Source organism: Slackia isoflavoniconvertens (assembly GCF_003725955.1).
Classification (GTDB): Bacteria; Actinomycetota; Coriobacteriia; order Coriobacteriales; family Eggerthellaceae; genus Slackia; species Slackia isoflavoniconvertens.
The window spans coordinates 134,149-157,541 of the sequence record NZ_QIBZ01000004.1; the positions used below are offsets into that span (position 1 = coordinate 134,149).

Consider the following 23,393-nt stretch of genomic DNA (forward strand, 5'->3'; position numbering starts at 1 on the left):
TTCTAGTTTATGTTTTAAAAACACGAGCAGTCCCTAACGGAGGCTTTGATGAGCGAAAGCATCGCGGTTCTCATACCGTGCTACAACGAGGCCGTGACCATCGCGAAGGTGGTCGACGACTTCAGGCGTGAGCTGCCCGAGGCGGCCATCTACGTCTACGACAACAATTCGAAGGACGACACCGCGAAGATAGCGGCCGAGCACGGCGCCATTGTGCGCCGCGAGCCGCGCCAGGGCAAGGGCAACGTCGTGCGCTCGATGTTCCGCGACATCGACGCCGACTACTACATCATGGTCGACGGCGACGACACCTACCCCGCCGAGGCGGCCCGCGACCTCATCGCGCCGCTCGCCGCGGGCGAGGCCGACATGACGGTCGGCGACCGCCTGTCCAATGGCAGCTACGGCGAGGAGAACGACCGCGCGTTCCACGGCTTCGGCAACGACCTCGTGCGCTGGCTTATCAAGGCCATCTACGGCTTCGCCTTCGACGACGTCATGACGGGCTACCGCGCCTTCAACCGCGCTTTCGTCAAGACAATGCCCGTGCTCTCCGAGGGCTTCCAGATCGAGACCGAGCTCTCCATCCACGCGGTCGACAAGCGCTGGCGCATTATCGACGTGCCCATCGAGTACCGCGACCGCCCCGAGGGCAGCTACTCGAAACTGTCGACTTTCGGCGACGGCGCGAAGGTACTCAAGGCCATCGCAAGCCTGTTCAAGGAATACAAGCCGCTCGCCTTCTTCGGCTGGATCTCGCTCATCCTCGTGGCGCTCGGCCTTATCGTGGGCATCCCCGTAATCACGGCGTTCGTTGCCACGGGCGTGGTGCTGCGCATTCCCTCGACGGTGCTCGCCGTGGGGCTCGTGTTCTGCGGATGTCTGTCCATGACAGCCGGCCTCATCCTCGATTCGGTGGCGAAAGCCAACCGCAAGCAATGGGAGCTCGAGGTCTATAAGTTCATGTCGAAGGATAACGAATAGCCGTTCCCATTTGTTAAAACAAGAACTATAGAAAAAGAGATCCGCGAACGCGGATCTCTTTTTCTATGGAGCGAAGGTTCGAAAAATTATTTTGCGATTTCGACGCCAAGCTCGTTTTTCACCAAATCAAACGCGGCTGCGACAGCTTTATCCATATCGTAATATTTATAGCCGCCCAGACGACCCGCAAACACCACGTCACCTTCCTCTGCTGCAAGCTTTTCATACTCAGCATACAGCGCCTCATTGCGTGCGTCATTCACGGGATAGTAGGGCTCGTCGCCAGGTTTCCAGTCGGCAGGATACTCGCGCGTCACAACGGTTTTCGGCTGGGTGCCGAATTCAAAATGCTTATGTTCAATGACACGGGTATAAGGAACATCGCGAGCCGTGTAATTCACGACCGCAACACCCTGATGGTTCTCTTCGTCAAGAATCTCACTCTCGAAACGAAGGCTGCGATATTCCAGCGTGCCCAATTTGAAGTCATAAAAAGCATCAATCGGGCCACAGTAAATCGTTCGATCGGCTATGTCGGGCTGTTCTGAAATGAGTTCTTTGTATTCGACGCCGCAACGTACCTCTACGCCCTCAAGCATGCGCTCGACCATCTTCGTATAGCCGCCCATAGGAATGCCCTGGAAACGGTCGTTGAAATAATTGTTGTCATAGGTGAAGCGGCATGGCAGGCGTTTGATGATGCTGGCGGGCAAATCTTTGCAATCTCGACCCCACTGCTTCTCGGTGTAGCCCTTCACGAGTTTTTCGAAGATGTCGCGTCCGACGAGGGAAAGCGCCTGCTCCTCAAGATTCGTAGGCTCGCCGATATTCTCGGCAGCAACCTGCTCAGCAATCTTTGCTTTTGCTTCAGCAGGCGTGAAAACACCCCAGAGCTTGCTGAACGTATTCATGTTGAACGGCATGTTATACGTTTCACCATTGATATACGCAACGGGAGAATTCACGTAGTTATTGAACTCGCAGAATTGGTTCATGTAATCCCATACGCCGCGCAAAGAGGTGTGGAAGATGTGCGCACCATAACGATGCACATTAATGCCCTCGACCTCTTCGGTATAGATATTGCCAGCAATATGATTACGGCGATCGATAACGAGGCATTTCTTACCAAGCTTTTTTGCCTCATGTGCAAAAACAGCGCCCGTAAGGCCTGCGCCTACAATAAGATAATCGTACTGAGACATGCGGTTTTCTCCTTAACGAATCGGAAACGTCGCATAACAAACTTACAGTAGTATACTCTTTCGCCCGTTCGACATGCGATATCATGAGGGCGCACATGAACACTCCGCGCAAAGCGCGATATTAATGATAGGAGGGCTTCATGCCCGCAATGCTCGCAGCGCGCCTTTACCGCGTTTTGCCCCTTCTCGCAATACTCGCGATAATCGGTATCGTCGTCTATATATTCATGTCGTGGCGATACACGCCGGCGCGCGCCAAAGAGGCAGTCATAAAAATCTTCATCGCCCTAAACGGCGGCCTGTCGATTCTCTTTGCGCTCGCAACGCTCTACGCATGGATTGAAAGCAATGCGTTCGTGGCCGATTTCTTCATTACCTGCTTGGCAACCACGCTCATCATGCTCGGCATTACGTTCATCTGCCGCAGGAATTTCCTCAAGCACAACCCCAACTACCGCTGGCGACTTACCGACCGCGCAAAGAAAGCGCCCAGGAAATAGAAAAACCCGTTAAACGCTACGAGCATGTAACAGGTTTTAAGCAGATTCGTCAGGCTTCGATGAACCCGAGGTGAACGCACGCATTCCAAATGCCGTCATCGTCGACATTGGTCGTCACGTAATCGGCACGCTGCTTCAGCTCGTCGATGGCGTTCCCCATGGCAACGCTCGTCCATTCAGGTAAAAACATGCACACGTCATTACTGCCGTCGCCAAATACCACGACGTCTTCGATCGACGCCCCTAAGTGCGCCATGCAGCGCTTGATTCCCTCGCCCTTATCAACGGGCTCAACGAATACGGCATATGGGCTGAAACGCGCCGTAGGCACTTTCGATAGAGAGGCAATGCGCCCCTCTTCTTCGGGCGAGCAAATCACATAGACCTTATAGAAGCACTCAATCGAACGATAATCGAGCTCCAGGTCGACAACCGTCTCCATATACGAATCATGCACAAGCGCATCGTAGTTGGCATAGCGAGTCCAGCGGCGGCGCGAATCGTCGAAAGAGATCGCCCATACAACGCCGAGTCGCTCGCATTCCTCGATAACGTCGATACATGCTTGCGTATCGAGCGGTTTGATTCCCAAAAACTCGCCATCGAGCGTAAGGCTATTGCCGCCGTCGGCCACCATATTCTGGAACCCGAGCTCATGCATGAAGCCCTCACCCATCGCATGCAGGCGTCCCGTGCATATCGCGAGGAAATGGCCTTCAGATTTCAAGATTTCGAGCGCTCGCTTCGTCGATTCGGGGATATACCGCCCCATAATCGGCCCCGCAGCCAAGGTGCCATCAATATCGAAAAAGAAATAATGTTTGCGCATATGCCTTCATCCCTATCGGCTCGATTGCATGAAGCAAACGAACTATAACCGCGCTCATAGCGAGCAAGCAGCATCCTAATCAGGCGCATCGACTCAAATGCGGGCTAAACACAGCCCGAACAGCAACAACAGAAAGACAAGGCACCATTGAGAACACCGCGCGACATCCATAAAAAAGGCCGACGGTATGTCGGCCTTAGTTCGTTCATGGAGCCAGTGACAGGAATCGAACCTGCAACCGACTGATTACAAATCAGTTGCGCTACCGTTGCGCCACACTGGCAAGTGAGCTTGGTTAGTGTACCACAACTACTTTACAAGCAGCTGAGCAATTTGCACAGCATTGGTCGCGGCGCCCTTGCGAATCTGATCGCCGCAGCACCAGAACGTGATTCCGCGCGATTCATTGGGGTTCGAGATATCGCGACGCATGCGGCCAACCCAAATAAGGTCTTGGTCGCTCGTATCGATAGGCATCGGGAAACGGTCGTGCGCATCAGCGGCGTCTCGATCGTCAACGAGTTTCACGCCAGGAGCCGAAGCGAGAACCTCGCGAGCCTGCTCAAGCGTGATGTCGCGTTCGAATTCAAGCGTGATGCTTTCGGAATGCGAACGAAGAACGGGCACGCGAACACAGGTGCAATTCACGCGCAACTCGGGAAGATGCATGATTTTGCGGCCCTCGTTCTGAAACTTCATCTCTTCCGAAGTGAAGCCCTCGTATTTAAAGCCACCAATCTGAGGAATGAGGTTGCTCGCAAGCTGAGCAGCGAATGAGCTCGGCTCAGGCATAGGTTCGCCCTTGCCCATCGCCGCAATTTGCGCCTCGAGCTCGCGCATGCCCGGCACGCCTGCGCCACTCGCGGCCTGATAGGTGCTCACAATCATACGCTGCACGCCCGCGGCCTGATGAAGCGGCCACGTAGGAACAAGACCGATAATGGTGGCGCAATTCGGGTTCGCAATAATGCCCTTATTCCATTTCACATCTTCGCCATTGATTTCCGGCACAACCAGGGGCACATCTTCATCCATGCGGAAGGCGTGCGAATTGTCGATGACCGTTGCGCCCGCTTCCACGGCATGCGGAAGCAATTCCTTGGCGATGCCATCGCCAGCGGCGCCCAAGACGATATCGCAACCCTTGAAGCACTGCGGGGTGGCTTCTTCAATGACGACTTTTTCGCCCTTGAATTCGATCGTTTTGCCAGCACTGCGCGCACTCGCGAAAAGCCTCAAACCAGCGACAGGGAAATCACGCTCCTGAAGGCACTCGAGCATCTGCTGGCCCACAGCGCCCGTCGCACCCAGAATTCCGACGTTGTAGCTACTCATTGGTCGCCTCCTCTTCGGCTTCCTCGACAGTAATGATGTTATCGTCACTATCGACAAACGCGCCGTAAATAACGCGAATAGCACGCTCAAAATCGTCGACATCGACGCCAACAACAATGTCAAGCTCTTCGGATCCCTGCGCGATCATGCGAATATTGATGCCCGCATGGCCCAGTTCGCCGAACAGGCGGCCCGAAGTGCCCGGGCGACTCGGCATGTTGCGGCCGACCGTGGAAATAAGCGCAAGCCTATCGACGATTTTGATTTCGTCGGGCTCGAGCTCGCTTTTAATATCGGCAACAATGGAATACAGGCAATCTTTCACATCGCTGCCCTGCACCACCACGGCAAACGAGTCGATGCCCGTGGGAATGTGCTCGATGCTCACGCGATAGCGCTCGAAAATCGACAAAGTTTTGCGAATGTAGCCAACCTTGCTCGACATATGGTTCGTCTTCACGTGAATAGCGACGAAATCTTTCTTGCCCGCAATACCCGTGATGAGCGGCTCGGCCACGCCAGGCTCGGTTTCCTCGGAAATCACGGTGCCGGGGTCGTCGGGCGCATTCGTATTCTTAATCACAAGCGGAATGCCGGCATCTTTCACCGGGAAAATCGCCTCTTCATGCAGCACGCTCGCGCCCATGTAAGAAAGCTCGCGAAGTTCGGCGTAGGTAATGCGCGAAATCGACTTCGGATTATCGACGATGCGTGGGTCGGCTGTAAGGAAGCCGGAAACGTCGGTCCAGTTCTCATACAAGTCGGCGCCCAGGCACTGAGCCACAATCGCGCCCGTGATGTCTCCGCCGCCGCGGTCGAGCAGCTTGATTTTGCCATCTTCCGTCGCGCCATAGAAGCCAGGAAGCACGAAGCACTTTTCCTCGCCGATCGCAGCCTTGAGCTTTTCGGAAGTCTTATCCATATCGATAGAGCTATCGGCGCGGAACGTAATAACGTCAGCAGCATCGACGAACGGGAAGCCCAAATATTCAGCCATCATGCGACCCGTGAAGTATTCGCCGCGGCTCACGATATACTCAGGCGTGTATTCTCCACGCTTCGCGAGCTCGCGGAAGATGCCGAATTCATGGGAAATGGGGTAGCTCAGATTCAATTCTTTGGCAATTTCGCAGAAGCGCTGGCCGATAGTGCCCAGAAGGTCATCGCATGTCACGTGGTATTGCAAGTGAGCGTTCACCAAATACAGCAAGTCGGTAATTTTGCTGTCGAACTTATCACGCTTGCCGGCGGCGCTCACGACGACAAAACGGCGAGAGGGGTCGGCCTGGACGATTGCCTTGACTTTTTTGAATTGGCCGGCAGAACTCACACTCGAGCCGCCGAACTTCGTAATCTTAATCATAGAACTACCTTCGATGCGCAGTACACGTAAAATCGATGATGCCACTTTAGCATGCAAAAGCGCAAGCCCTTTCGGCAGATGGCCAGAAGTCACCATATGTGGTACCTATTTGAGAGCCTCAGTCAAAATACGAAAACGCGCCGAGGAGACATACCCCTTGGCGCGTTTGAGTGTTATGCAAGTTGAATGCGCACTCCCTGAGTGTCGCACTCAAGCACATGCACCTGGAAATCGGGATGCATACTCTGCAGGCGCGCTCGCAGGCTTTCAGCGACCAGTCCATCATCGGTTACCGCCATAAGGGTGGAACCCGAACCAGAAATCCACAGCGTAGCCGCACCACCATTCAGGCAAACCTCCCGCACCTCATCGTAATCGGGAATAAGTTCACGGCGATAGGGTTCTTGGATTTTGTCGTCGCAGGCGGCAGCGATAAGACGAACGTCACCCGACTCCAAACCGCGCGTAAGGCCAGAGATGCGTCCCATTTGCCACACAGCGGTAGACAGGGGCACTTCCTGAGGCACAATCTTGCGCGCCTCCTCGGTTTTAACCTCGTAAGGCGGAATAACCGTGACGAAGCGCAGGTTCGGATTCACGTTATAGCGAATGCAATTCGGCAATTCGCCCTGCGGCGTAAACGAGCACACGAGCGACCCCATAATGGCGGGAGCGACGTTATCGGGGTGGCCTTCCATTTCGGTCGCGATGCTCACCGCCTCAGCGCGACCCACAATGCGGCCCGTGAGCGCAGCGGCACCCATGATGCCCGCAACCGTGCACGTCGACGAGGAACCCAAACCACGTGAAACGGGAATCGCTGCATCGATATGCAGCTTAATAGGAAACGGCTCCTCGCCCCAGTGCGCAAGCGCAAGCTCAAAGCTTCGATACACGAGATTATTTTCATTGCGATACTTCTCGGAGCAACCCGAAATCTGCAGCTCATCAGCACGTTCGAACGTGAATTCCGAATACAGGGAAACCGCCATACCCAGGCAGTCGTAGCCAATGCCAAGATTCGCCGACGTAGCCGGCACCGTAATTTTTACGCTCACAACAACTCACCGCATTTCGTTTCAACATAAGAAGACATGTCGCTAACCGCGATCACGTCGCCGAAACGCTCATCGGCGTTTTCGAGGGCGGCCAAAGCGGCAGGAGCTTTCGTTTCACTCGCGCCTTCGAGTTCGCGCATGCAAGCAAAATCGTCCTGCGGCGCAGCCAGACCCAGCGCCTCGCACACGTCATGGCAGAACTTATACGGGCTCGCGGTAGAAAGCACCACGCGGGGAACGCCTTCGGAATGAGGATGCATCTTTGAAACATGCCACGCACACGCCGTATGGGGATCGAGCACATAGCCCGTTGCATCGTGGCATTCCTTCATGGCAGCCTCGGCCTGCTCGTCGCTCGCCCAGCCGCAGGCGAACGTTTCCTGAATACGCGCAAGCACCTCGTCGGGCACCTGATAACGACCCGTTTTCGCAAGGTCGCCCATAAGGCCAGCAACAAACCCAGCAGCGCCATCGCTCGCGTAGTACAGAAGGCGCTCAAGGTTCGACGAAATCAAGATATCCATCGAAGGAGAAATGGTTTTAAAGAACTCGCGATTGCGGTCGTACACGCCCTCGGTAAGGAAATCGGACAGCACGTTATTGCAGTTGCTCGCGACAATAAGCTTGCCAACGGGAAGGCCCATGCGCTTCGCAAAATACCCAGCAAGCACATCGCCGAAGTTTCCGGTGGGAACGCAGAATTCGACGGCATCGCCGCATGCGATTTCGCCTGCGCGAACGAGCTGGGCATAGGCATCGAAGTAATACACGACCTGCGGAGCCAAACGGCCGATATTAATGGAGTTCGCGCTTGAAAGCACCGTATCCTGCGCCGCAAGACGCTCGCGCAGCGCCTCGTCTCCAAAAATACGCTTTACGGCGCTTTGGGTATCGTCGAAATTGCCTTCGACGGCAGCGACGGCAACGTTGTCGCCGGCCTGGGTGACCATTTGCAATCGCTGGATTTCGCTTGTGCCGTTATGCGGGTAGAACACGGTAATGCCCAGCCCGGGCGTATTCGCGAAACCAGCCAAAGCAGCCTTGCCGGTATCGCCGCTCGTTGCGGCAAGAATCATGATTTTTTCGCCCGCGCCTTGCGCAGCTCGGCTCATGAGCTGAGGAAGCATCTGCAGCGCAACATCTTTGAAGGCACTTGTCGGGCCGCGGAAGAGTTCGAGCACGAACGCATCGCCGACCTTTACCACGGGCGCAACGTCATCGGTTTCAAAGGTGCCTTTGTATGCAGCCTTAACGCACGACTCAATTTCTTCAGCGGAATAATCATCGAGCAGCGTACCCAAAATATACGCGGCATTTTCGCGATACGTGTTCGTCACAACGCGTTCGAGATCGATTTTCGTTTCGCCCAGCGCATCGGTAACGTAGAGGCCGCCATCGGAAGCAAGGCCATTGAGCACCGCGCGTTTCGCGGACACGCATGCATCGGCGTTTCGAGTGCTGTGGTACATCGAAGTCATATGCCGCCCTTTCGTTTGGTTGAATTCGCTCTAGCATACCAAGCGCGGGCAATGCAATATTACAGCTTTGTTAAATACACCGCTCACCAGCGGTAAACGGCCGACATGGCAGCCGAAAGCCACAAGCGATAGATCACTCGGCACACGAAGCGAGCTCGGGGCCCACAACTCCTTCATGCGAGGCGAAATCGGGAATGAAACTTTCTTCGGCAGCTCCCCCCTCTTGCCAGAAATAATCATCGCAGCCGATATCGTCGGCATAATCGAGAAGCTCCTCGAACGCTTCAGGATCGACTCTCTGCTCAAGTTCAGGATGCAACGGAAACGCTCCCATAGGCGTGTATTGGCTCATGAGAGAAAGCTTAAGCTGGCCGAGCGTTTCTTGCACGGCATAGGTTTCATGCACATATCGCACGATTCGCTTTGTTTCCTCCAAGTGCGTCGGAAGCAGCAGCACGCGAACGATAACGTGCGCGCCCTGTTCCACCATCGCATCGAGCGAAGCCATAGCGAATTCGGGGTACGTTGGCGCTTTCGAATAGCTGCGCGCCGTCTGGGCATCGATATAGCGAAAATCGACCAGATAGGTATCGACGAGCCCTTTGAGCAAAGCGATAGTTTCTGGCGTTTCGTAGCCTGAAGTGTTGTACACAAACGGAATGGTGAGCCCCGCTTCACGCGCGAGCTTTGCCGCTTCGATAATTTGGGGCACATAGTGCGTTGGCGTTACGAGGTTCACATTAAGAGCGCCTTGGTCCTGCAATTCCAAAAAAATACAAGCAAGACGACGCACGCTCACATCGACGCCGCAGCTGCCGTTCGCGATGGGTTCGTTTTGACAATACACGCAATGCAGCGGGCAATTCGAGAAGAAAACGGCCCCGCTGCCCATATTGCCCGAAATCGGCGGCTCCTCCCAGAAATGAAGGGCGGCCCGGGCGATGCGCAGCTCATCAGCCGCGCCACACACGCCCCGCGCACCCGCTACGCGATTCGCACCACACGCACGAGGACAGAGCGAGCAATGTTCAAGCAAGGAAATCGTGGCATCAGAAAAAGAGGCCGTCGAAAGAGCGGCCTCTTCCATACATGACGTGTTATCGCGCACACCCATCGATCGCCTAAGCGCCGCCTTTGATTTTACGTGCGATGCGATCGGCTACCGAAAGGTCCTCTCGGCGGTCTTGTCCCCAAAATACGATTGCAATCATACCGGGGCCCACATGGGTTCCAATAACGGGACCAATATGCAAATCAAGGAACATGGCATCTTCTTGTTCCTTCGCGATAAGCTCATGCATGCGCTCAAGGTCTTTAGGACAATCGGCATTGCCCGTCACAATGGCGCCCGAAGGGCCGTCCTGAGAAACTTTATCGAGATAGAACTGAGCGAGCTGGCGAATGCCCTTTTTGCGGCCGCGGGCCACACCCTTCAAGGTGAGCTTGCCTTCCAAATCGATAGTGAGCATAGGCTTCACATCGAGTTTCGCACCCGCCGCAGCAACGCCATCGGGAATGCGGCCGCCACGACGCAACGACTCAAGGTCGTCGACCATAAACATCATGTTAAGGAAATAGCGCGCCTCTTCAGCCCACTCGACGAGCTCTTCAGCCGTAAGGCCCGCATCGCGCTGGCGCAGGGCTTCATATACCAAAGCCCCTTCCGCAACAGAAGCAAGCTTGGTATCGACGATGTGCAGCTGCATATCGGGGTACTTTTCCTGAAGCTGATCGCGCACGAGCAACGACACATTGTAGCTGCCCGAAAGCGCCGAAGAGAAACTCAAATACACCGTAGGAATGCCCGATTGCGCAGCGCGCTCAAACACCTCGGTGTAAGCGGGAATGGAAATTTGAGACGTCGTAGGGAAATTGCCCTTGCGCATGCGGTCGTAGAATTCCTTGGCGGGCATGCTCACGCCGAAATCGTCGAGATGCTGCTCGGTGTCGAAGAGGAACGGGAATTCAACGAGATACACGCCCTCGCGCTGCACCATCTCCAGCGGCAAATCGCAACACGAGTCGATAATAAGATTGCATTTCGCGGTCATTCGTGGCCTTTCTGAAAGCGATTCCGCGCTCCTTACGCGCAATACTTTGACAGACGAACTATATCAGGTCACGGCAGCATTCGAGTCGCTTTGTCAAAATAGAATCAAATTGTCACTTATGCCGAGCGCACCGAAACATCCCCACAACGCAAAAGGCGGCATCGAACCATAAGGCCCGATGCCGCCTTGTTATTCCGCGCTCGAGTTGAAACAAGAATTCTTACCAGCCGATTTTTTGGCCACGAAGCTCCGCCACGAGCGCCGCACGGCGATGCCACATGCCCTCTTCCAGACCCACGGGATACGTATGGGGGTTCAGCAAGCGTTTCTGAGATTCGTCAAGCTTTCTAAGAGCTTCTTTCGCACGCGCCTGCGCGGCCATAGCGCAACGGTCTTCGGCGGCGAGCACCGATTTGCCATCACGCGAAAGCGGACGAAGCAGCGTCTCGCTCGCAAGCCCCGCAAGCGATTTCTGGCGAAGCAAGTCGGATGGATCGATGATCTTGTCTTCGGCATTTACCGGTTCATTCACGTCGAAAACCATATCGCCTGCGATGCGCCCGTCTTCGAAGAAGAAGCGACGCACATCGAGAACGCCTGGGAGCGTGAGCTTGCTCGACATCTCAGTTACCTTGAGGCGAGCCTTCCATTTCGAGTCGCCCTGCGATTTCGTAGCCGACAGCTTATACACGCCGCCAAGCGCCGGCTGGTCATACGCGGTTGCGAGCTTCGTGCCAACGCCCCAGCTCATAACGTTCGCGCCCTGCTCGCGAATAGATTCGATCGTATACTCATCCAAATCGTTCGAGAGCACGATGCCGCAATCGGTAAGGCCCGCTGCATCGAGGCGCTCGCGCGCATAACGCGAAAGCCACGCAAGGTCGCCCGAATCGATGCGAATGCCGGCAAGCTTTTCTCCGCGCTCGCGCATTTCGAGGCCCACGGTAATGGCATTTTCAATGCCTTTTTTCACGTTGTACGTATCGACGAGCAGAACGCAGTTCGTGGGGAAGCATTTCGCATACGCGCGGAAAGCTTCAAGTTCGCTATCGAACGACATGACCCAAGAATGGGAATGCGTGCCTGAAACAGGAATGTCATAGAGCTTGCCCGCAAGCACGTTGGAAGTCGAGGCGCATCCGCCGACAACCGCAGCGCGACTCGCCCACAGCGAACCGCCTGCGCCTTGCGCGCGGCGCAGGCCGAATTCCGCAACAGGCGTTTTCGCAGCAAGGCACACACGAGCCGCTTTCGTCGCGATGAGCGTTTGGAAATTCACGCAATTCAAAAGCGCGGTCTCAAGCAGCTGGCATTCAAGAATGGGGCCCATGACGCGAACGATGGGTTCCATCGGGAAAATAACCTCGCCCTCGCGCACGGCGTCGATGTCCACCGAAAGCTTCAGAGCCTGAAGGTATTCAAGGAACTTCGCCTTGAAGAGCTTTCCGCCGCCGGGAGCATTGAGCCCCGCCAGGTATTCGATATCAGATTCGGTGAATTCGAACCCATCGATCATTTCCGCGAGCTGCGACATACCGCACGCAATGGCAAAGCCGCCTTTGAAAGGAGCATCGCGGAAGAAAACCGTGAAGCACGCCTGCTCGTCAAGCTTGTCATTTTCCCAATACCCTTGCGCCATAGTGAGCTGATACAAGTCGGTAAGCAGCCCATACGCCAAGCGCGGCGTTCCGTTTTCAACGGTTGGCTCGTCGAGGGTTTTCATCTTGATGCTCCTTTCAAAAAATGGAACAGGAGCTTATTCCTGTCCCATTTTGGGTTATTGCTCGCGGTTCTGACTCTCGCCGCCCTGCGCTTTATGTGTGCGACGACGGGGACGCCTATGCGTCGAGGTTTCGCTTGCCTGAGTCTGCTGCGAGCCTTGAGCCTTCGTCTGAGACAGGCCCGAGGAACGCTGCCCGGGGCGACGTTGTTGTTTGGGCTTATCTTGCTTTTGTGCCGCGCCGCGGTTTTTCTGCTGCTGCGGCTTATCGGAGGAACGCTTAGGCTGCACATTCTGAGAAGCCTGGCCATCGCGGCGTTTCGAACCCTGGGCGGTTTGCGAACTGCGGCGTTTCACACGACCCTGGCCCTGCTTCTGTTGGTCTTCGCCGCCTGCGGTTTCGCCGCGAGAACGCTGCTTGCGCTGCGAATCGCGCTTCTCTTCAACCGTAGCTTGCGAGGAAGCGCCACGCGAACGACGACGGCGGCGCGAAGAACGGCCCTGCTCCTCGTCGGCTTCGGCCTTGCGTGATTTACGGGAGCTCTCATTATGGCGTGCCACGGGCGCTTCGGCGAGCTTATCGGTGCCTGTGAAAATCGAGCGATCGACGATTTCCGCAACCTGCATATTCGGATTCGCGGCATTGATGGCAGCTTCGAGCACGTCGGCGGAAACAGAATTCGGCTTACCCGACTTTTTGTCGACACCCATCTCGGCAACAGGAACACGCACGCGCTTGTCTTCGACCTGCAGCGTGACGGTTTCGCGGGGCACGTTGATTTCAACGACCTTCGCTTCGCCGCCCGGCACCTTCACCATGGACCCTTGCTTGGGGCAATGGCACTTGAATTCCTTATAGGTATCTGATTCATAGCGAAGGCAACACATGAGGCGACCGCACAAACCCGAGATTTTTTGCGGGTTCAACGACAAATCCTGGTCTTTCGCCATTCGAATTGACACTGGATTGAACTGGCCGCCTAAGCGAGCACAGCACAACTCCTGGCCGCAGTGCCCGAAGCCGCCGACGATGCGCGCTTCGTCGCGCACGCCGATTTGACGCATATCGATTCGAACGTGGAATTTCGCGGCGAGCGCACGCACGAGTTCGCGGAAATCGATACGCTCGTCTGCTTCAAAATAGAAAATCGCTTTGTCGCCATCGAAAAGGAATTCGACGGTCACGGGATGCATGTCGAGCTTGTATTGCTCGACCATTTCCTTGAAAACAGGAAGCGCCTCTTCGGCCTGAGCCTGAAGATTCGCCCACTTCGCGGAATCTTCAGACGTGGCTTTGCGCATCACGGGCTTCAAGGGGCTTTTAAGTTTCGCGATGGCGTCTTCGGAAACCTCTTTCAGGTTTTCATCGGCCACGCCGTATTCCAGGCCGCGCTCGGTTTTCACGATAAGCGCATCGCCCGCGGAGAACTCGACTCCATTGGGATCGAACCACAACACCCGAGGGTTATAGGTAAGCCTGACGGCAGCGACGTTAGGCATAGAGAACCTCTCTTATCTCGAAAAGCATCGATTCGATGCTCACTTGCGGAGAAACATTATACGAAATGGCGTCTTCGCAGGCGCTCACACACTCCTGTGCGCGCGTAACGCGCTCGAGCGTGGTGCGGGCGGCGGCGTCGTGAATAGACGCAGCCACATCGACGTTGACGACGAGAGAATCGTCGCCTGCACAGCATACTCCCACGTCGCGAAGCCAAGCGCGAGCTATCGAGCACATTTGGCGCAACAATTCCATGGACGCCGCGCTCATGGCGCGCTTCTGGCGGGCTTCAAGCTGCTTGAGAGCCGAAGCCTGCAGGAATTCAGCCTTTTCTTCCAAATTGCGCTCTTGTTCACGACGCACCTCATCGAGCGGCGTTTTGGACGCCAAAACCAAATCGCGGGCATACTCAAGAATATCGAGGTCATCTGCGCGCAAAAGCGAGCCCATGGCACCTATGATTTTCGTGCGGAACACGCCTCGCTCCTTGGAGCGTAAAAACTGAGCCGCCTTCGTGATGGAGCCGCCCACCGCCTGAATAGCAATGGCTGCCTCGGGAAGAGTGCAGCCCGTATTCTGGGCCAGAATGCCCGACGCCTCGCTCGCCGGAATATGACGAAACGGCACAACTTGACAGCGCGACACGATAGTCGGCAGCACGGCTTCGCGGGTGCGGCCAAGCAAGATGATCGTGACGTCGTCGGGCGGCTCTTCGAGCGTTTTCAAAAACGCGTTCGCGGCCGACGTACCAAGCGAGTCGACCCGATCGAGGATATACACCTTATGCCTGCCAGCAAGCGGAGCCAGCTGGGAATCGGCGACAAGCTCGCGAATTTGTTCGACAACATAGCCCTGGGCACCTTCTGGAGCGAGGTAATGCACGTCGGGATGGGACTTGCGGTCGATGAGGCGGCACGTGTCTGCCGAACACGCCTCGCATGAGGAACATGGGTCGCCTTCGCACACGATGGCCTTCGCGAGCGCGAACGCCGCCGCCGTTTTATTCGAACCCGCTGGCCCCGTGAACAAATACGCATGACTCACGCGATCGCCGCGCACGCACGCACGCAAGAAATCACGAACTTTGGGTTGCCCGAAAATCCCGTCGAAGACGTCAGACATTATTCGGCCCCGTTTTTCGAATGCGAAACAGGAGCGGCAAACGTCGCTTTTCCGGTATGAGGCTTCTTGGTGTCGAGCGGTGCAAAATGCGCGCCCGATTCATCCGCAAGCAGTTCTACCATAAACGGAAAAATGTCAGCAAGTTCGGCGAAAACAGCCTGAGACGTTTTCGACTTCTTGTCTGCCGAATACACCGTGCGAATGCGCTTCGGGTCATCAGCGGCGATTTCGGCAAACGCATTGCGCACACGCTCATGGAACTCGACCCCCGCAGATTCAAGGCGATCAGCGCCATCGTTTTTCGTCGCGCGAATCAAGCCGTCTTTCGTCGAAGGCGGAACAAGCAGAATAGTTCTGTCGGGAACAACGCCCTGGCATGCAAATTGGTTAGCGCGCCTCACGAAATCGGCATCGATCCCACGACCGTACGCCTGATACGCCGTCGTGGAATCGAAGAAACGATCGCACAAAACCACGGCCCCGCGATCGAGCGCCGGCTTAATGACCTCTTCAACGATTTGCGCACGTGCCGCTTCGTACACAAGAAGCTCGCATGCATCGCACATCGCGGCATTACCCGGATCGAGCACGATGCTGCGCAGCTTGTCGCCTATAGCGGTACCACCCGGCTCGCGCAAGCGCACCACTTCAAATCCGCGCGCTTCAAGCGTTTCTGCCAAAAAGCGAATATGGGTCGTTTTGCCCGCACCTTCGCCACCTTCAAACGAAACGAAGACGCCGCGGCGTTGACCGGCCTTATTCGAGGTCATAAATACAACTTCCCTTCACATCGACGCCTACGAAGACGGGGAAATCTCGCACAACGATGCGTCGCAAAGCTTCAGTGCCCAAGTCGTCATATGCGACGACTTCGCCAGATTCAACGCGCTGGGCCAAAAGCGCCGCAGCGCCGCCCGTAGCAACGAAATAGACCGAACTGGTTTCAACGCACGCATCAATCACAGCTTGGTTGCGCACTCCCTTGCCCACTGTGGCGGCAATGCCCGCCCGATGCAGCTCAGGAGCAGCGAAATCCATGCGCGATGCCGTGGTAGGACCAACCGCACCAAAGGGTCGACCTGCCGCAGGAGGTGTCGGCCCCGCATAAAAAATCGTGGCGCCCTCCAAATCATACGGAAGGCATCCTCGCTCGTGCAGCTCGTCGAGCAAACGCATGTGGCCGGCGTCTCGCAGCGTGTACATAGCGCCCGAGAGCGTGCAGGCATCGCCAGCGCGAAGAGAGGCAAGCGCCTCGCGGGAAAGGGGCAGCTCCAATGCGAGAGGAGAATTCATCGAATCGGCCATGCCTACTCCCCCGTTTCCGTATCAACGCGCTCGAATTCACCTGTCTGAGCGTTAAATTCAAACGTAGCGCGACGCATAGCAGAACAGCCCATATTAATGGCGAGCGGCAAAGCCGCGATATGGCACGGCGCCGTGTTCACATGCACAGCAAGCGCCAACGTTTTGCCTCCAAGAGCGCCAGGGCCCATACCCGTCACGTTCACCATATCGAGCAGCTCGTTTTCGAGTTCCACCGTGCGTTCGTCCTTCGCTGAAGAGCCAACGGGGCGCAAGAGCGCCGATTTCGCCATGCCAGCGACCTTATCGAACGTGCCGCCGATGCCAACGCCAATCACGAGCGGTGGGCACGCATTTGCCGCCTTATGTCGAACGCAATCCATGACTTCATTGAGAATGCCCTGCTTGCCTGCGCCTGGCGGCAGCATAACCACACGCGAAGCGTTGTCGGACCCGCCACCTTTCAGCAGCACATGCAACCTGCATCCAGCTTTTTCGCTGAAATGAATATCGGTGAAAGCGGGCGTGTTGTCGCCGGTGTTCGTACGATCAAAAAACGCATCACGCACAACGCTCTTGCGAAGAAGCGCTTCGCTATATGCGCGAGCAACCGCATCATCAGTTTCCGCAAACACGTCGCCCGGCACGAGCACATCGGGACCTGCTTCAAGGCAAACCCAGCACGTTCCCGTATCTTGACAAATGGGGACGCAATCGCGCTCAGCGATTTCCGCATTTTCGAGAAGCTGGTCAAGAACGAGGGCGCCGCGTGATTCGCCCTCGGCCTTTCGGGCTTCCGCAAGCGAGCGTTTCACGTCGCACGGAAGCACGCAAGCGACATTCGGGATGGCCTCATACACGGCTTTCGCCACGGCCTGTTTAGTAATGAGTTTCGTAGTATCCATAAAGACAAGTATAGCCCGCACCCGTCGAATAAGCTTCGACGAATACGGGCTATATAAGATGCACGAAATTATGCGACGCGAAAAGCGCTACTCAACCGCTTCGACGAACCAGGAAGTAATGCTCGTGGGGTGCGTGATGGCGGTGCCAACCACAACCGCCCACGCGCCCGCATCCATTGCAGCCTTCGCATCGGCAGGCGTATGCACGCGGCCCTCGCAGATAACAGGCTTGTCGGGGAATTCCGCAACAGCCTGGGCGACCAGCGCCACATCGGGGCCGTCGGCCATGCCGCAATCGATGGCAGCGCCAGGATGAGAAAGCGTTGTAGAGGCGATATCGCAGCCGATGGCGAAAGCGTGGCGAATGTCTTCGATGGTCGAGCAGTCGGCCATAACAAGCACGCCCTCTTCTTTCAGCGGGCGCACGGTATCTTCCAGCGTTTTGCCATCGGTGCGAGGACGATCGGTAGCATCGATAGCAACGATATCGGCGCCAGCCGCGACGCACGCACGAGCATGACGCAAGGTCGGCGTAATGTAGACGCCTTCATGGCCTTCTTTCCAAATGCCAATGACGGGAACCTCGGTACGGCCCTTAATGGCAGAAATGTCGGAAAGGCCCTGGCAGCGAATGCCGCCCGCACCGCCCAGCTCGCACGCGCGAGCCATTTGCGCCATGGTTTCGGGATGGCGAAGCGGCTCGCCCATATACGCCTGGCAGCTCACGATAAGTTTGCCTTTGAGTTGTTCAATAATGGGATCCATTGCCCGTCTCCTAGTTCTTCAAAGTATCCAGCAGATTTTCCGCAGCTCCAATGAGCGGCGCATTATCGCCGAGCGATGCATCGACAATGGGCAAATCGGCGAGAACGCCCGGAGTGCGCTCCTTGAATGCCGACACCATCGCGTCACGCCAAATGGGGCCAGCCTTCGTAACGGACCCAGAAACTACAGCGATATCGGGGTCAAAGATATTCGTCCAGCCAGCAAGCGCCAAACCAAGAGCACGGCCCGCATTTTCAATGGTTTGACGTGCAATGTCTTCACCGAGTTGCGCACGATGGGAGATTTCGGCCCCGGTTTGATGGACACCGCATGCAGCATAGTAGCGTGCCTCAATGCCGCTGCCTGCCGCCACCGACTCAAGATTGCCATCGCCGGCATCCAAGGTATTCATCGTCGATCCGATTTCACCCGCGAAACCATGTTTGCCGCGAACGATTTTGCCATGGCAAATAATACCGCCGCCAAGGCCCGTGCCTGGAGCCATGACAACGGCCGTCTGCGCACCACGCGCCGCACCCCAACGTGCCTCGCCGAGCGCATGCGACTGCACATCTCCGAGCACAGCGCTCGGGCATTCGAAACGCTCACGCAGCGCATCGCCGAGCGGCTGCCCCGACCATCCGGGCATGATTTCATTCGCAAAAGCGATATTGCCCGTATCCACGTCAACACGACCAGCCGTCGCAACGCCAACGCCCACGATGGTTTCGCCATGAGAAAGAGCCTCGGCACGCACATCATCGACAAGGTCGAGAATGCGAGCAAGCACGACTTCCCCACCCTGCTGCGCATCGGTAGGAATCGAGCGCTTCGAAAGAATGATGGGTGCAGCGTCGACGTTTTCATAACGCACGACGGCACACGCAATTTTCGTTCCGCCCACATCAACAGCAACAACACTGAATGGATATTCCAAAGGAAAACCTCCAAAACAATCCCGATCGCACAACGCCGCGACCGGGAATTCCCGCAAAAAAACGGCCACACGCTATGAGCCAACCGCTTATGCGCCAAAAACAGCAAACGGCCACGAAGCGTGCCAGATTGCCCATCATGAAGCCACTCGTATTCCATACGCGGAAGCCCTGCACAAAGAGCAAGCTGATGCGCCTCGCGGCCGCACGGCGCCATAACGCCTCAAACGAAGAAGCGCCGCCCGTAAGGACGGCGCAACAAATCTACATCATGCCGTTCTGCTCGAGAACCGCACGAATGGCAGCAACGTCTTCGCCCTCGAGAGCCTGAACGGGCTCGCGCATCTGGTTCGTGTTGAACACGCCCATTTGCCACAGAGCGGTCTTGAACGCACCAACACCAGCACCAAAGCCGACGGTCGCCTTCACGACGCGAGTCACGAACATCAAGCGAGCGAGGTGGTCCTGAATCTGACGGACTTTCTCCCAATCACCAGCCTGGAAGGCCTTCCACTGCTCAACATAGCTGTAGGGGTCGATATTGGCGAGGCCCGGAACGGAGCCATCGGCGCCAGCCATGTAAGCACCATCGACGCACACCTCGTGGCCAGTGAAGACCTGCAGAGGATGGCCAGCATCTCCATTCTCGAGGCACAGCCAACGGAAGCTCACGTCGTCGCCCGAGGAGTCTTTAACGCCCTGGATAACACCGTCTTCGCCGAGGCGAACGAGCATCGTGGGGTCGAGCTTCGTGTGAACGCAGACAGGAAGATCGTAAGCGAACAGCGGCAAATCGGTCTGCTCGCGAATGGCGCGGAAATGACGCTCTGTTTCCTTGGGGCCGCCCAGGGCATAGAACGGAGCGGTCGCGACAAGGCCGTCGACGCCATAGCCCGTAGCACGCTTGGCCTGATCGACCACACGCAGGGTCTCCATATCGATAATGCCGGCAAGAACGGGAACGCGGCCATGAACCATGGCGACGGCCTCCTGCAGCACATGGTAGCGCTGAGCGTCGGTAAGGAAGGCAACCTCGCCCGAGGAGCCCAAGAAGAACAGGCCATCAACACCTGCGTCAATCATGCGGTTGATCGAGCGCTCGAGAGCCTCAAGATCAAGCGTACGCTCGGCGGTCAAAGGAATGACCACGGGAGGAATAACGCCATGGAATTTGCTTTCAGTCATGAGAAGACCCTTTTCTATTGGATACAGCAAACATCAAAATTGTAAGCCCTGGTCGGTACGCGTCAAGCGGTAAGCGGTAAATTCAGCCCAAGAACAAAGAAAGCTCGTCCCTGCATGTTCTGCCCAGGTTCCTATGGCATCGTCTGCGTTCATTCTGGTTTTATTCATAAGTTGAACGCAGTCAGCCGAGCGCATAGTGAGCGATGCGAACGGTAGCGAGGCGTGGTGCCATGGGAACCTGGGCAGAACATGAAAAAGCGCCGCCCTTACGAGCGACGCTTTTCATAAATATCCGTGTGGGGGTTATTGACCCAAATCGGGATGGAGCAAAGAAGGGGCAGCACCCAGAAGCAAACGAGTGTAATCGTCCTTCGGGTTGTTGAACACCTCGGCGGCGGTGCCGCGCTCGACTGCTTTACCCTTGTTCATGACGATGATGTTATCGGAAATATAGCGCACCGTCTGAATGTCATGGCTGATGAATACCATCGAAAGGCCCAGTTCTTTCTTCAGGTCGGTAAGCAGATTCAGAATCTGCGCACGAACCGAAACGTCGAGAGCCGAAGTGGGCTCGTCGGCGATGATGGCATCGGGCTTCAACGACAGAGCGCGGGCAATAGCAACGCGCTGACGCTGACCACCGGACATCTGGCCAGGCAAAGCCTCAAGAACGGAGCTCGGCAGACCGACCATTTCAATAAGCTCTTTAATGCGCTTCTCACGCTCAGCCTTCGTACCCACGTTGTGAACGATCATGGGGTCGAGCAGCTGATCATGAACAGTCATGCGAGCGTTTAGCGCCGTGGCGGGATCTTGAAAGACAACCGAAATAACGCGGCCGATGGTCTTGCGCATATCGGCCGTGCGCTTTGTGACGTCAACGCCCTTGAAGTACACCTTGCCAGACGTAGGCGCCTGCAGACCGCACATAACATTCGCCGTAGTGGACTTGCCGCAGCCAGACTCGCCAACAATGCCGATGGTTTCGCCAGGCATGAGTTTAATCGTGAGCCCATCAACAGCGGTCACCTTATTGGGATGCAGAATGGAGCCCGTGCGCGTATTGAACACGACACGAATATCATCGAGGAAGATGATAGGCGTCTGCTCTTTCGCATTCGAGGTTTCGGTCATTACTGCTCACCTCCGTACGGCGTAAGTCCAAGGCGCTTCATTTCTTCATCGGGCAGCTCGGCGTACCAATGGTTCGACGTGCCATCGTGCTTGAGAATCGGTCGAACGTCCGAATGCAGGTCGGGATGGCTCGAACGAGGAGCGAAACGGTCGCCCTTCGGGAAGTCTTTCGGCGAAGGAACGGAGCCGGGAACCTGATGCAGGCGACCCGAACCGGCTTCGATCGAAAGCACGGAGCCCAGAAGGCCACGGGTGTACTCATGAATCGGGTTGGTGAGGATGTCGTTCACCGAACCCTGCTCGACGACCTGGCCCGCATACATAACGGTAATAGAGTTCGCAACCTGAGCGACGAGCGCCAAGTCGTGGCTCACGAAGACCATTGCGAAGCCGAGTTCTTTCTGCAGGCGCTTCAGCAGGTCAACGACCTGCTTCTGAACCGTAACGTCAAGAGCCGTGGTAGGCTCGTCGGCGATAACGACCTTCGGGTCGCGAGTCAACGCCATAGCGATAAGCACGCGCTGACGCTGGCCGCCAGAAAGCTCATGCGGATAGGAATCAAGCGTACGCTTCGGATCCAGGCCAACGAGCTTGAGCAGCTCCTCGGCAGAGCGAGTGCCACCACGCTTGGTGAGCTGCTTCATTTGGGTCTTGATGAGCATCGAAGGGTTCAGTGAAGAGAGCGCGTCCTGATAAATCATGGCGATTTCGCGGCCGCGAAGCTGGTTCTTTTCCTTCTCAGTCATCGCAAGCAGGTTCTTGCCCTGATACAGAATCTCGCCAGATACCTGCGCTTTGGGGTCGAGCAGGCCCATGATGGTGAGAGACGTGATCGACTTGCCGCAGCCCGATTCGCCAACCAGACCCATGGTCTGATGAGGGCGAACCTTGAAGCTCACGTTGTCAACGACGTTCACATCGCCATGGCGCGGGAACTTGATGCAAAGGTTCTTCACCTCAAGAATAGGTTCTGCGGTAATGTTCGATGCGGCACGGTCGGTACGTTGGCTCTCGACGATCTTAAGCTGGGCCAAACGCTCCTCCAAAGAGGCAGCCTGGGCCTGGTACGCGAGCACGGGGTTGGCAACAAGGCGGTCAGCCTCGCGGTCGCTGTTCAGGTCGGAGTCGCTTGCCTTGATGGCAGCCTTCGGAGCGGCGGCCATAGCATCGGTCATGCCTTCGGAAAGAATATTCAGGCACAGAACCGTAATCATGATGGCCAAGCCCGGGAACAACGCCTGCCACCAACGGCCAGCAAGCACGCCAGCACGAGCGTCGGCAAGAATATTGCCCCACGTGGGAGTAGGCTCAGGAATGCCAGCAGAGATGAACGAAAGCGAGGCCTCGAAAACAATGGCGTCTGCCACGAGCACGATGGTAAAGACCAAAACCGGCGCGATGCAGTTACGCACAACATGCTTCCACAGAATCCACGGGGCACGAGCGCCGGAAACGACAACTGCACGCACGTAATCTTTGCCGTATTCGCTCACGATGTTCGCGCGAACGATGCGGGCGATCTGAGGAATGTACAAAAAGCCAATGGCGAAAATCAACGATGGCAGGTTGTTGCCGAAAACGATGACGAACGTAGCAGCCAAAGCGATACCCGGGAATGACATGATGATGTCGAGGATACGCATGATGACTTCAGAGATCCACTTGCGCGAAACGGCGGCAAGCGAGCCGATGATAGAACCGCACACAAGCGCAAACGCGGTAGCACCAAGACCGATGGTCAGCGAGTAACGCGCGCCATACATCATGCGCGAGAGAACGTCACGGCCTTTATCGTCGGTACCGAAGAGGAATTCCCCATCGGGAGCCTGACGGGCGGTGTAAATCGCCAACGGGTCATGCGGCGCAATGAAGTTCGCGAAACAAGCGATGAGCACGACGGCGACAAGCACGACAAGAGAAATACGCGCGCCGATGGACATTGCCTTCCAGCGACGGAAGTGCACCTTGCCGGCGCCGTCTTCCATTTTCTTAGTAAGGTTTCCTCGAAGTTGAGCTGCCAT

The 23,393-nt window shown here is 56.3% G+C and carries 21 protein-coding genes and 1 tRNA gene; 2 read left to right on the forward strand and 20 right to left on the reverse strand.

Going from position 1 to position 23,393, the window contains the following annotated elements:
- Nucleotides 1–48: 48 nt before the first annotated feature.
- Nucleotides 49–984 carry a glycosyltransferase family 2 protein gene (locus DMP05_RS03240; protein WP_123219134.1) on the forward strand — a complete coding sequence of 312 codons (936 nt, stop codon included), beginning with the start codon at nucleotides 49–51 and terminating at the stop codon, nucleotides 982–984.
- An 86-nt stretch (nucleotides 985–1,070) separates the two neighbouring features.
- Here the strand turns inward: DMP05_RS03240 and glf are convergent, their stop codons facing one another.
- Nucleotides 1,071–2,189 carry a UDP-galactopyranose mutase gene (gene glf, locus DMP05_RS03245; RefSeq protein ID WP_123219135.1) on the reverse strand — a complete coding sequence of 373 codons (1,119 nt, stop codon included), beginning with the start codon at nucleotides 2,187–2,189 and terminating at the stop codon, nucleotides 1,071–1,073.
- A gap of 140 nt (nucleotides 2,190–2,329) precedes the next feature.
- Between glf and DMP05_RS03250 the strand changes: the two genes are divergently transcribed.
- The gene (locus DMP05_RS03250) at nucleotides 2,330–2,689 is read left to right on the forward strand and encodes a hypothetical protein (RefSeq protein ID WP_123219136.1); all 360 of its coding nucleotides are present in this window, start codon (nucleotides 2,330–2,332) and stop codon (nucleotides 2,687–2,689) included.
- Between the two features lie 49 nt (nucleotides 2,690–2,738).
- Here DMP05_RS03250 and DMP05_RS03255 read toward each other — a convergent pair whose 3' ends face one another.
- From DMP05_RS03255 to DMP05_RS03345, 19 genes are all read right to left on the reverse strand, one after another.
- Entirely contained in the window at nucleotides 2,739–3,518 is a 780-nt protein-coding gene (locus DMP05_RS03255; protein ID WP_123219137.1) for an HAD hydrolase family protein, read from the reverse strand.
- A 208-nt stretch (nucleotides 3,519–3,726) separates the two neighbouring features.
- Nucleotides 3,727–3,801: transfer RNA gene (locus DMP05_RS03260), tRNA-Thr, on the reverse strand.
- 26 nt (nucleotides 3,802–3,827) lie between these two features.
- Entirely contained in the window at nucleotides 3,828–4,853 is a 1,026-nt protein-coding gene (locus DMP05_RS03265) for an aspartate-semialdehyde dehydrogenase (protein ID WP_123219138.1), read from the reverse strand.
- Nucleotides 4,846–6,216, reverse strand: coding sequence for an aspartate kinase (locus DMP05_RS03270; protein ID WP_123219139.1), 1,371 nt, complete (start codon nucleotides 6,214–6,216; stop codon nucleotides 4,846–4,848). The genes DMP05_RS03265 and DMP05_RS03270 overlap by 8 nt, the downstream gene beginning before the upstream one ends.
- A 173-nt stretch (nucleotides 6,217–6,389) precedes the next feature.
- On the reverse strand, nucleotides 6,390–7,274 hold the full coding sequence (gene thrB, locus DMP05_RS03275; RefSeq protein WP_123219140.1) for a homoserine kinase: 885 nt from the start codon (nucleotides 7,272–7,274) through the stop codon (nucleotides 6,390–6,392).
- Nucleotides 7,271–8,752, reverse strand: a complete 1,482-nt coding sequence (gene thrC / locus DMP05_RS03280) for a threonine synthase (RefSeq protein ID WP_123219141.1) — start codon at nucleotides 8,750–8,752, stop codon at nucleotides 7,271–7,273. The genes thrB and thrC overlap by 4 nt, the downstream gene beginning before the upstream one ends.
- Nucleotides 8,753–8,885: 133 nt before the next feature.
- Nucleotides 8,886–9,860, reverse strand: coding sequence for a radical SAM protein (locus DMP05_RS03285; protein ID WP_342210433.1), 975 nt, complete (start codon nucleotides 9,858–9,860; stop codon nucleotides 8,886–8,888).
- Nucleotides 9,861–9,873: 13 nt separating this feature from the next.
- Complete coding sequence (locus tag DMP05_RS03290) at nucleotides 9,874–10,803, reverse strand: DegV family protein (protein WP_123219142.1); 930 nt, start codon at nucleotides 10,801–10,803, stop codon at nucleotides 9,874–9,876.
- A gap of 220 nt (nucleotides 10,804–11,023) precedes the next feature.
- The gene (locus DMP05_RS03295; RefSeq protein WP_123219143.1) at nucleotides 11,024–12,526 is read right to left on the reverse strand and encodes a nicotinate phosphoribosyltransferase; all 1,503 of its coding nucleotides are present in this window, start codon (nucleotides 12,524–12,526) and stop codon (nucleotides 11,024–11,026) included.
- Nucleotides 12,527–12,580: 54 nt separating this feature from the next.
- Nucleotides 12,581–14,023, reverse strand: a complete 1,443-nt coding sequence (locus DMP05_RS10225; RefSeq protein ID WP_123219144.1) for a regulatory iron-sulfur-containing complex subunit RicT — start codon at nucleotides 14,021–14,023, stop codon at nucleotides 12,581–12,583.
- Nucleotides 14,016–15,146 (reverse strand): DNA polymerase III subunit, encoded by a 1,131-nt coding sequence (locus DMP05_RS03305; protein WP_123219145.1) that lies wholly within the window; start codon nucleotides 15,144–15,146, stop codon nucleotides 14,016–14,018. The genes DMP05_RS10225 and DMP05_RS03305 overlap by 8 nt, the downstream gene beginning before the upstream one ends.
- The gene (gene tmk, locus DMP05_RS03310) at nucleotides 15,146–15,916 is read right to left on the reverse strand and encodes a dTMP kinase (protein ID WP_123219146.1); all 771 of its coding nucleotides are present in this window, start codon (nucleotides 15,914–15,916) and stop codon (nucleotides 15,146–15,148) included. Before tmk ends, DMP05_RS03305 begins: the two co-directional genes overlap by 1 nt.
- A complete protein-coding gene (locus DMP05_RS03315; RefSeq protein WP_123219147.1) occupies nucleotides 15,903–16,451 on the reverse strand; it encodes a FumA C-terminus/TtdB family hydratase beta subunit in 549 nt (182 codons plus the stop codon). The genes tmk and DMP05_RS03315 overlap by 14 nt, the downstream gene beginning before the upstream one ends.
- Nucleotides 16,452–16,453: 2 nt before the next feature.
- On the reverse strand, nucleotides 16,454–17,353 hold the full coding sequence (locus DMP05_RS03320; protein WP_123219148.1) for a fumarate hydratase: 900 nt from the start codon (nucleotides 17,351–17,353) through the stop codon (nucleotides 16,454–16,456).
- Nucleotides 17,354–17,440: 87 nt separating this feature from the next.
- Nucleotides 17,441–18,118, reverse strand: coding sequence for an N-acetylmannosamine-6-phosphate 2-epimerase (locus DMP05_RS03325; protein WP_123219149.1), 678 nt, complete (start codon nucleotides 18,116–18,118; stop codon nucleotides 17,441–17,443).
- 10 nt (nucleotides 18,119–18,128) lie between these two features.
- The gene (locus tag DMP05_RS03330; protein WP_123219150.1) at nucleotides 18,129–19,055 is read right to left on the reverse strand and encodes an ROK family protein; all 927 of its coding nucleotides are present in this window, start codon (nucleotides 19,053–19,055) and stop codon (nucleotides 18,129–18,131) included.
- Between the two features lie 262 nt (nucleotides 19,056–19,317).
- The gene (locus tag DMP05_RS03335) at nucleotides 19,318–20,238 is read right to left on the reverse strand and encodes a dihydrodipicolinate synthase family protein (RefSeq protein ID WP_123219151.1); all 921 of its coding nucleotides are present in this window, start codon (nucleotides 20,236–20,238) and stop codon (nucleotides 19,318–19,320) included.
- 303 nt (nucleotides 20,239–20,541) lie between these two features.
- The gene (locus DMP05_RS03340) at nucleotides 20,542–21,372 is read right to left on the reverse strand and encodes an ABC transporter ATP-binding protein (RefSeq protein WP_123219152.1); all 831 of its coding nucleotides are present in this window, start codon (nucleotides 21,370–21,372) and stop codon (nucleotides 20,542–20,544) included.
- Nucleotides 21,372–23,393, reverse strand: a complete 2,022-nt coding sequence (locus DMP05_RS03345) for a dipeptide/oligopeptide/nickel ABC transporter permease/ATP-binding protein (protein WP_123219153.1) — start codon at nucleotides 23,391–23,393, stop codon at nucleotides 21,372–21,374. Before DMP05_RS03345 ends, DMP05_RS03340 begins: the two co-directional genes overlap by 1 nt.

Coding starts and splice junctions, on each gene's coding strand:
- DMP05_RS03345 (WP_123219153.1), bottom strand. CDS start 23,393: ATGGCAGCTCAACTTCGAGGAAACCTTACTAAGAAAATGGAAGACGGC.
- DMP05_RS03320 (WP_123219148.1), bottom strand. CDS start 17,353: ATGGATACTACGAAACTCATTACTAAACAGGCCGTGGCGAAAGCCGTG.
- DMP05_RS03305 (WP_123219145.1), bottom strand. CDS start 15,146: ATGTCTGACGTCTTCGACGGGATTTTCGGGCAACCCAAAGTTCGTGAT.
- DMP05_RS03325 (WP_123219149.1), bottom strand. CDS start 18,118: ATGGATCCCATTATTGAACAACTCAAAGGCAAACTTATCGTGAGCTGC.
- tmk (WP_123219146.1), bottom strand. CDS start 15,916: ATGACCTCGAATAAGGCCGGTCAACGCCGCGGCGTCTTCGTTTCGTTT.
- DMP05_RS03240 (WP_123219134.1), top strand. CDS start 49: ATGAGCGAAAGCATCGCGGTTCTCATACCGTGCTACAACGAGGCCGTG.
- DMP05_RS03270 (WP_123219139.1), bottom strand. CDS start 6,216: ATGATTAAGATTACGAAGTTCGGCGGCTCGAGTGTGAGTTCTGCCGGC.
- DMP05_RS03265 (WP_123219138.1), bottom strand. CDS start 4,853: ATGAGTAGCTACAACGTCGGAATTCTGGGTGCGACGGGCGCTGTGGGC.
- DMP05_RS03340 (WP_123219152.1), bottom strand. CDS start 21,372: ATGACCGAAACCTCGAATGCGAAAGAGCAGACGCCTATCATCTTCCTC.
- DMP05_RS03250 (WP_123219136.1), top strand. CDS start 2,330: ATGCCCGCAATGCTCGCAGCGCGCCTTTACCGCGTTTTGCCCCTTCTC.
- DMP05_RS03315 (WP_123219147.1), bottom strand. CDS start 16,451: ATGGCCGATTCGATGAATTCTCCTCTCGCATTGGAGCTGCCCCTTTCC.
- thrC (WP_123219141.1), bottom strand. CDS start 8,752: ATGACTTCGATGTACCACAGCACTCGAAACGCCGATGCATGCGTGTCC.
- DMP05_RS03255 (WP_123219137.1), bottom strand. CDS start 3,518: ATGCGCAAACATTATTTCTTTTTCGATATTGATGGCACCTTGGCTGCG.
- DMP05_RS03335 (WP_123219151.1), bottom strand. CDS start 20,238: ATGACTGAAAGCAAATTCCATGGCGTTATTCCTCCCGTGGTCATTCCT.
- glf (WP_123219135.1), bottom strand. CDS start 2,189: ATGTCTCAGTACGATTATCTTATTGTAGGCGCAGGCCTTACGGGCGCT.
- DMP05_RS03290 (WP_123219142.1), bottom strand. CDS start 10,803: ATGACCGCGAAATGCAATCTTATTATCGACTCGTGTTGCGATTTGCCG.
- DMP05_RS03295 (WP_123219143.1), bottom strand. CDS start 12,526: ATGAAAACCCTCGACGAGCCAACCGTTGAAAACGGAACGCCGCGCTTG.
- DMP05_RS10225 (WP_123219144.1), bottom strand. CDS start 14,023: ATGCCTAACGTCGCTGCCGTCAGGCTTACCTATAACCCTCGGGTGTTG.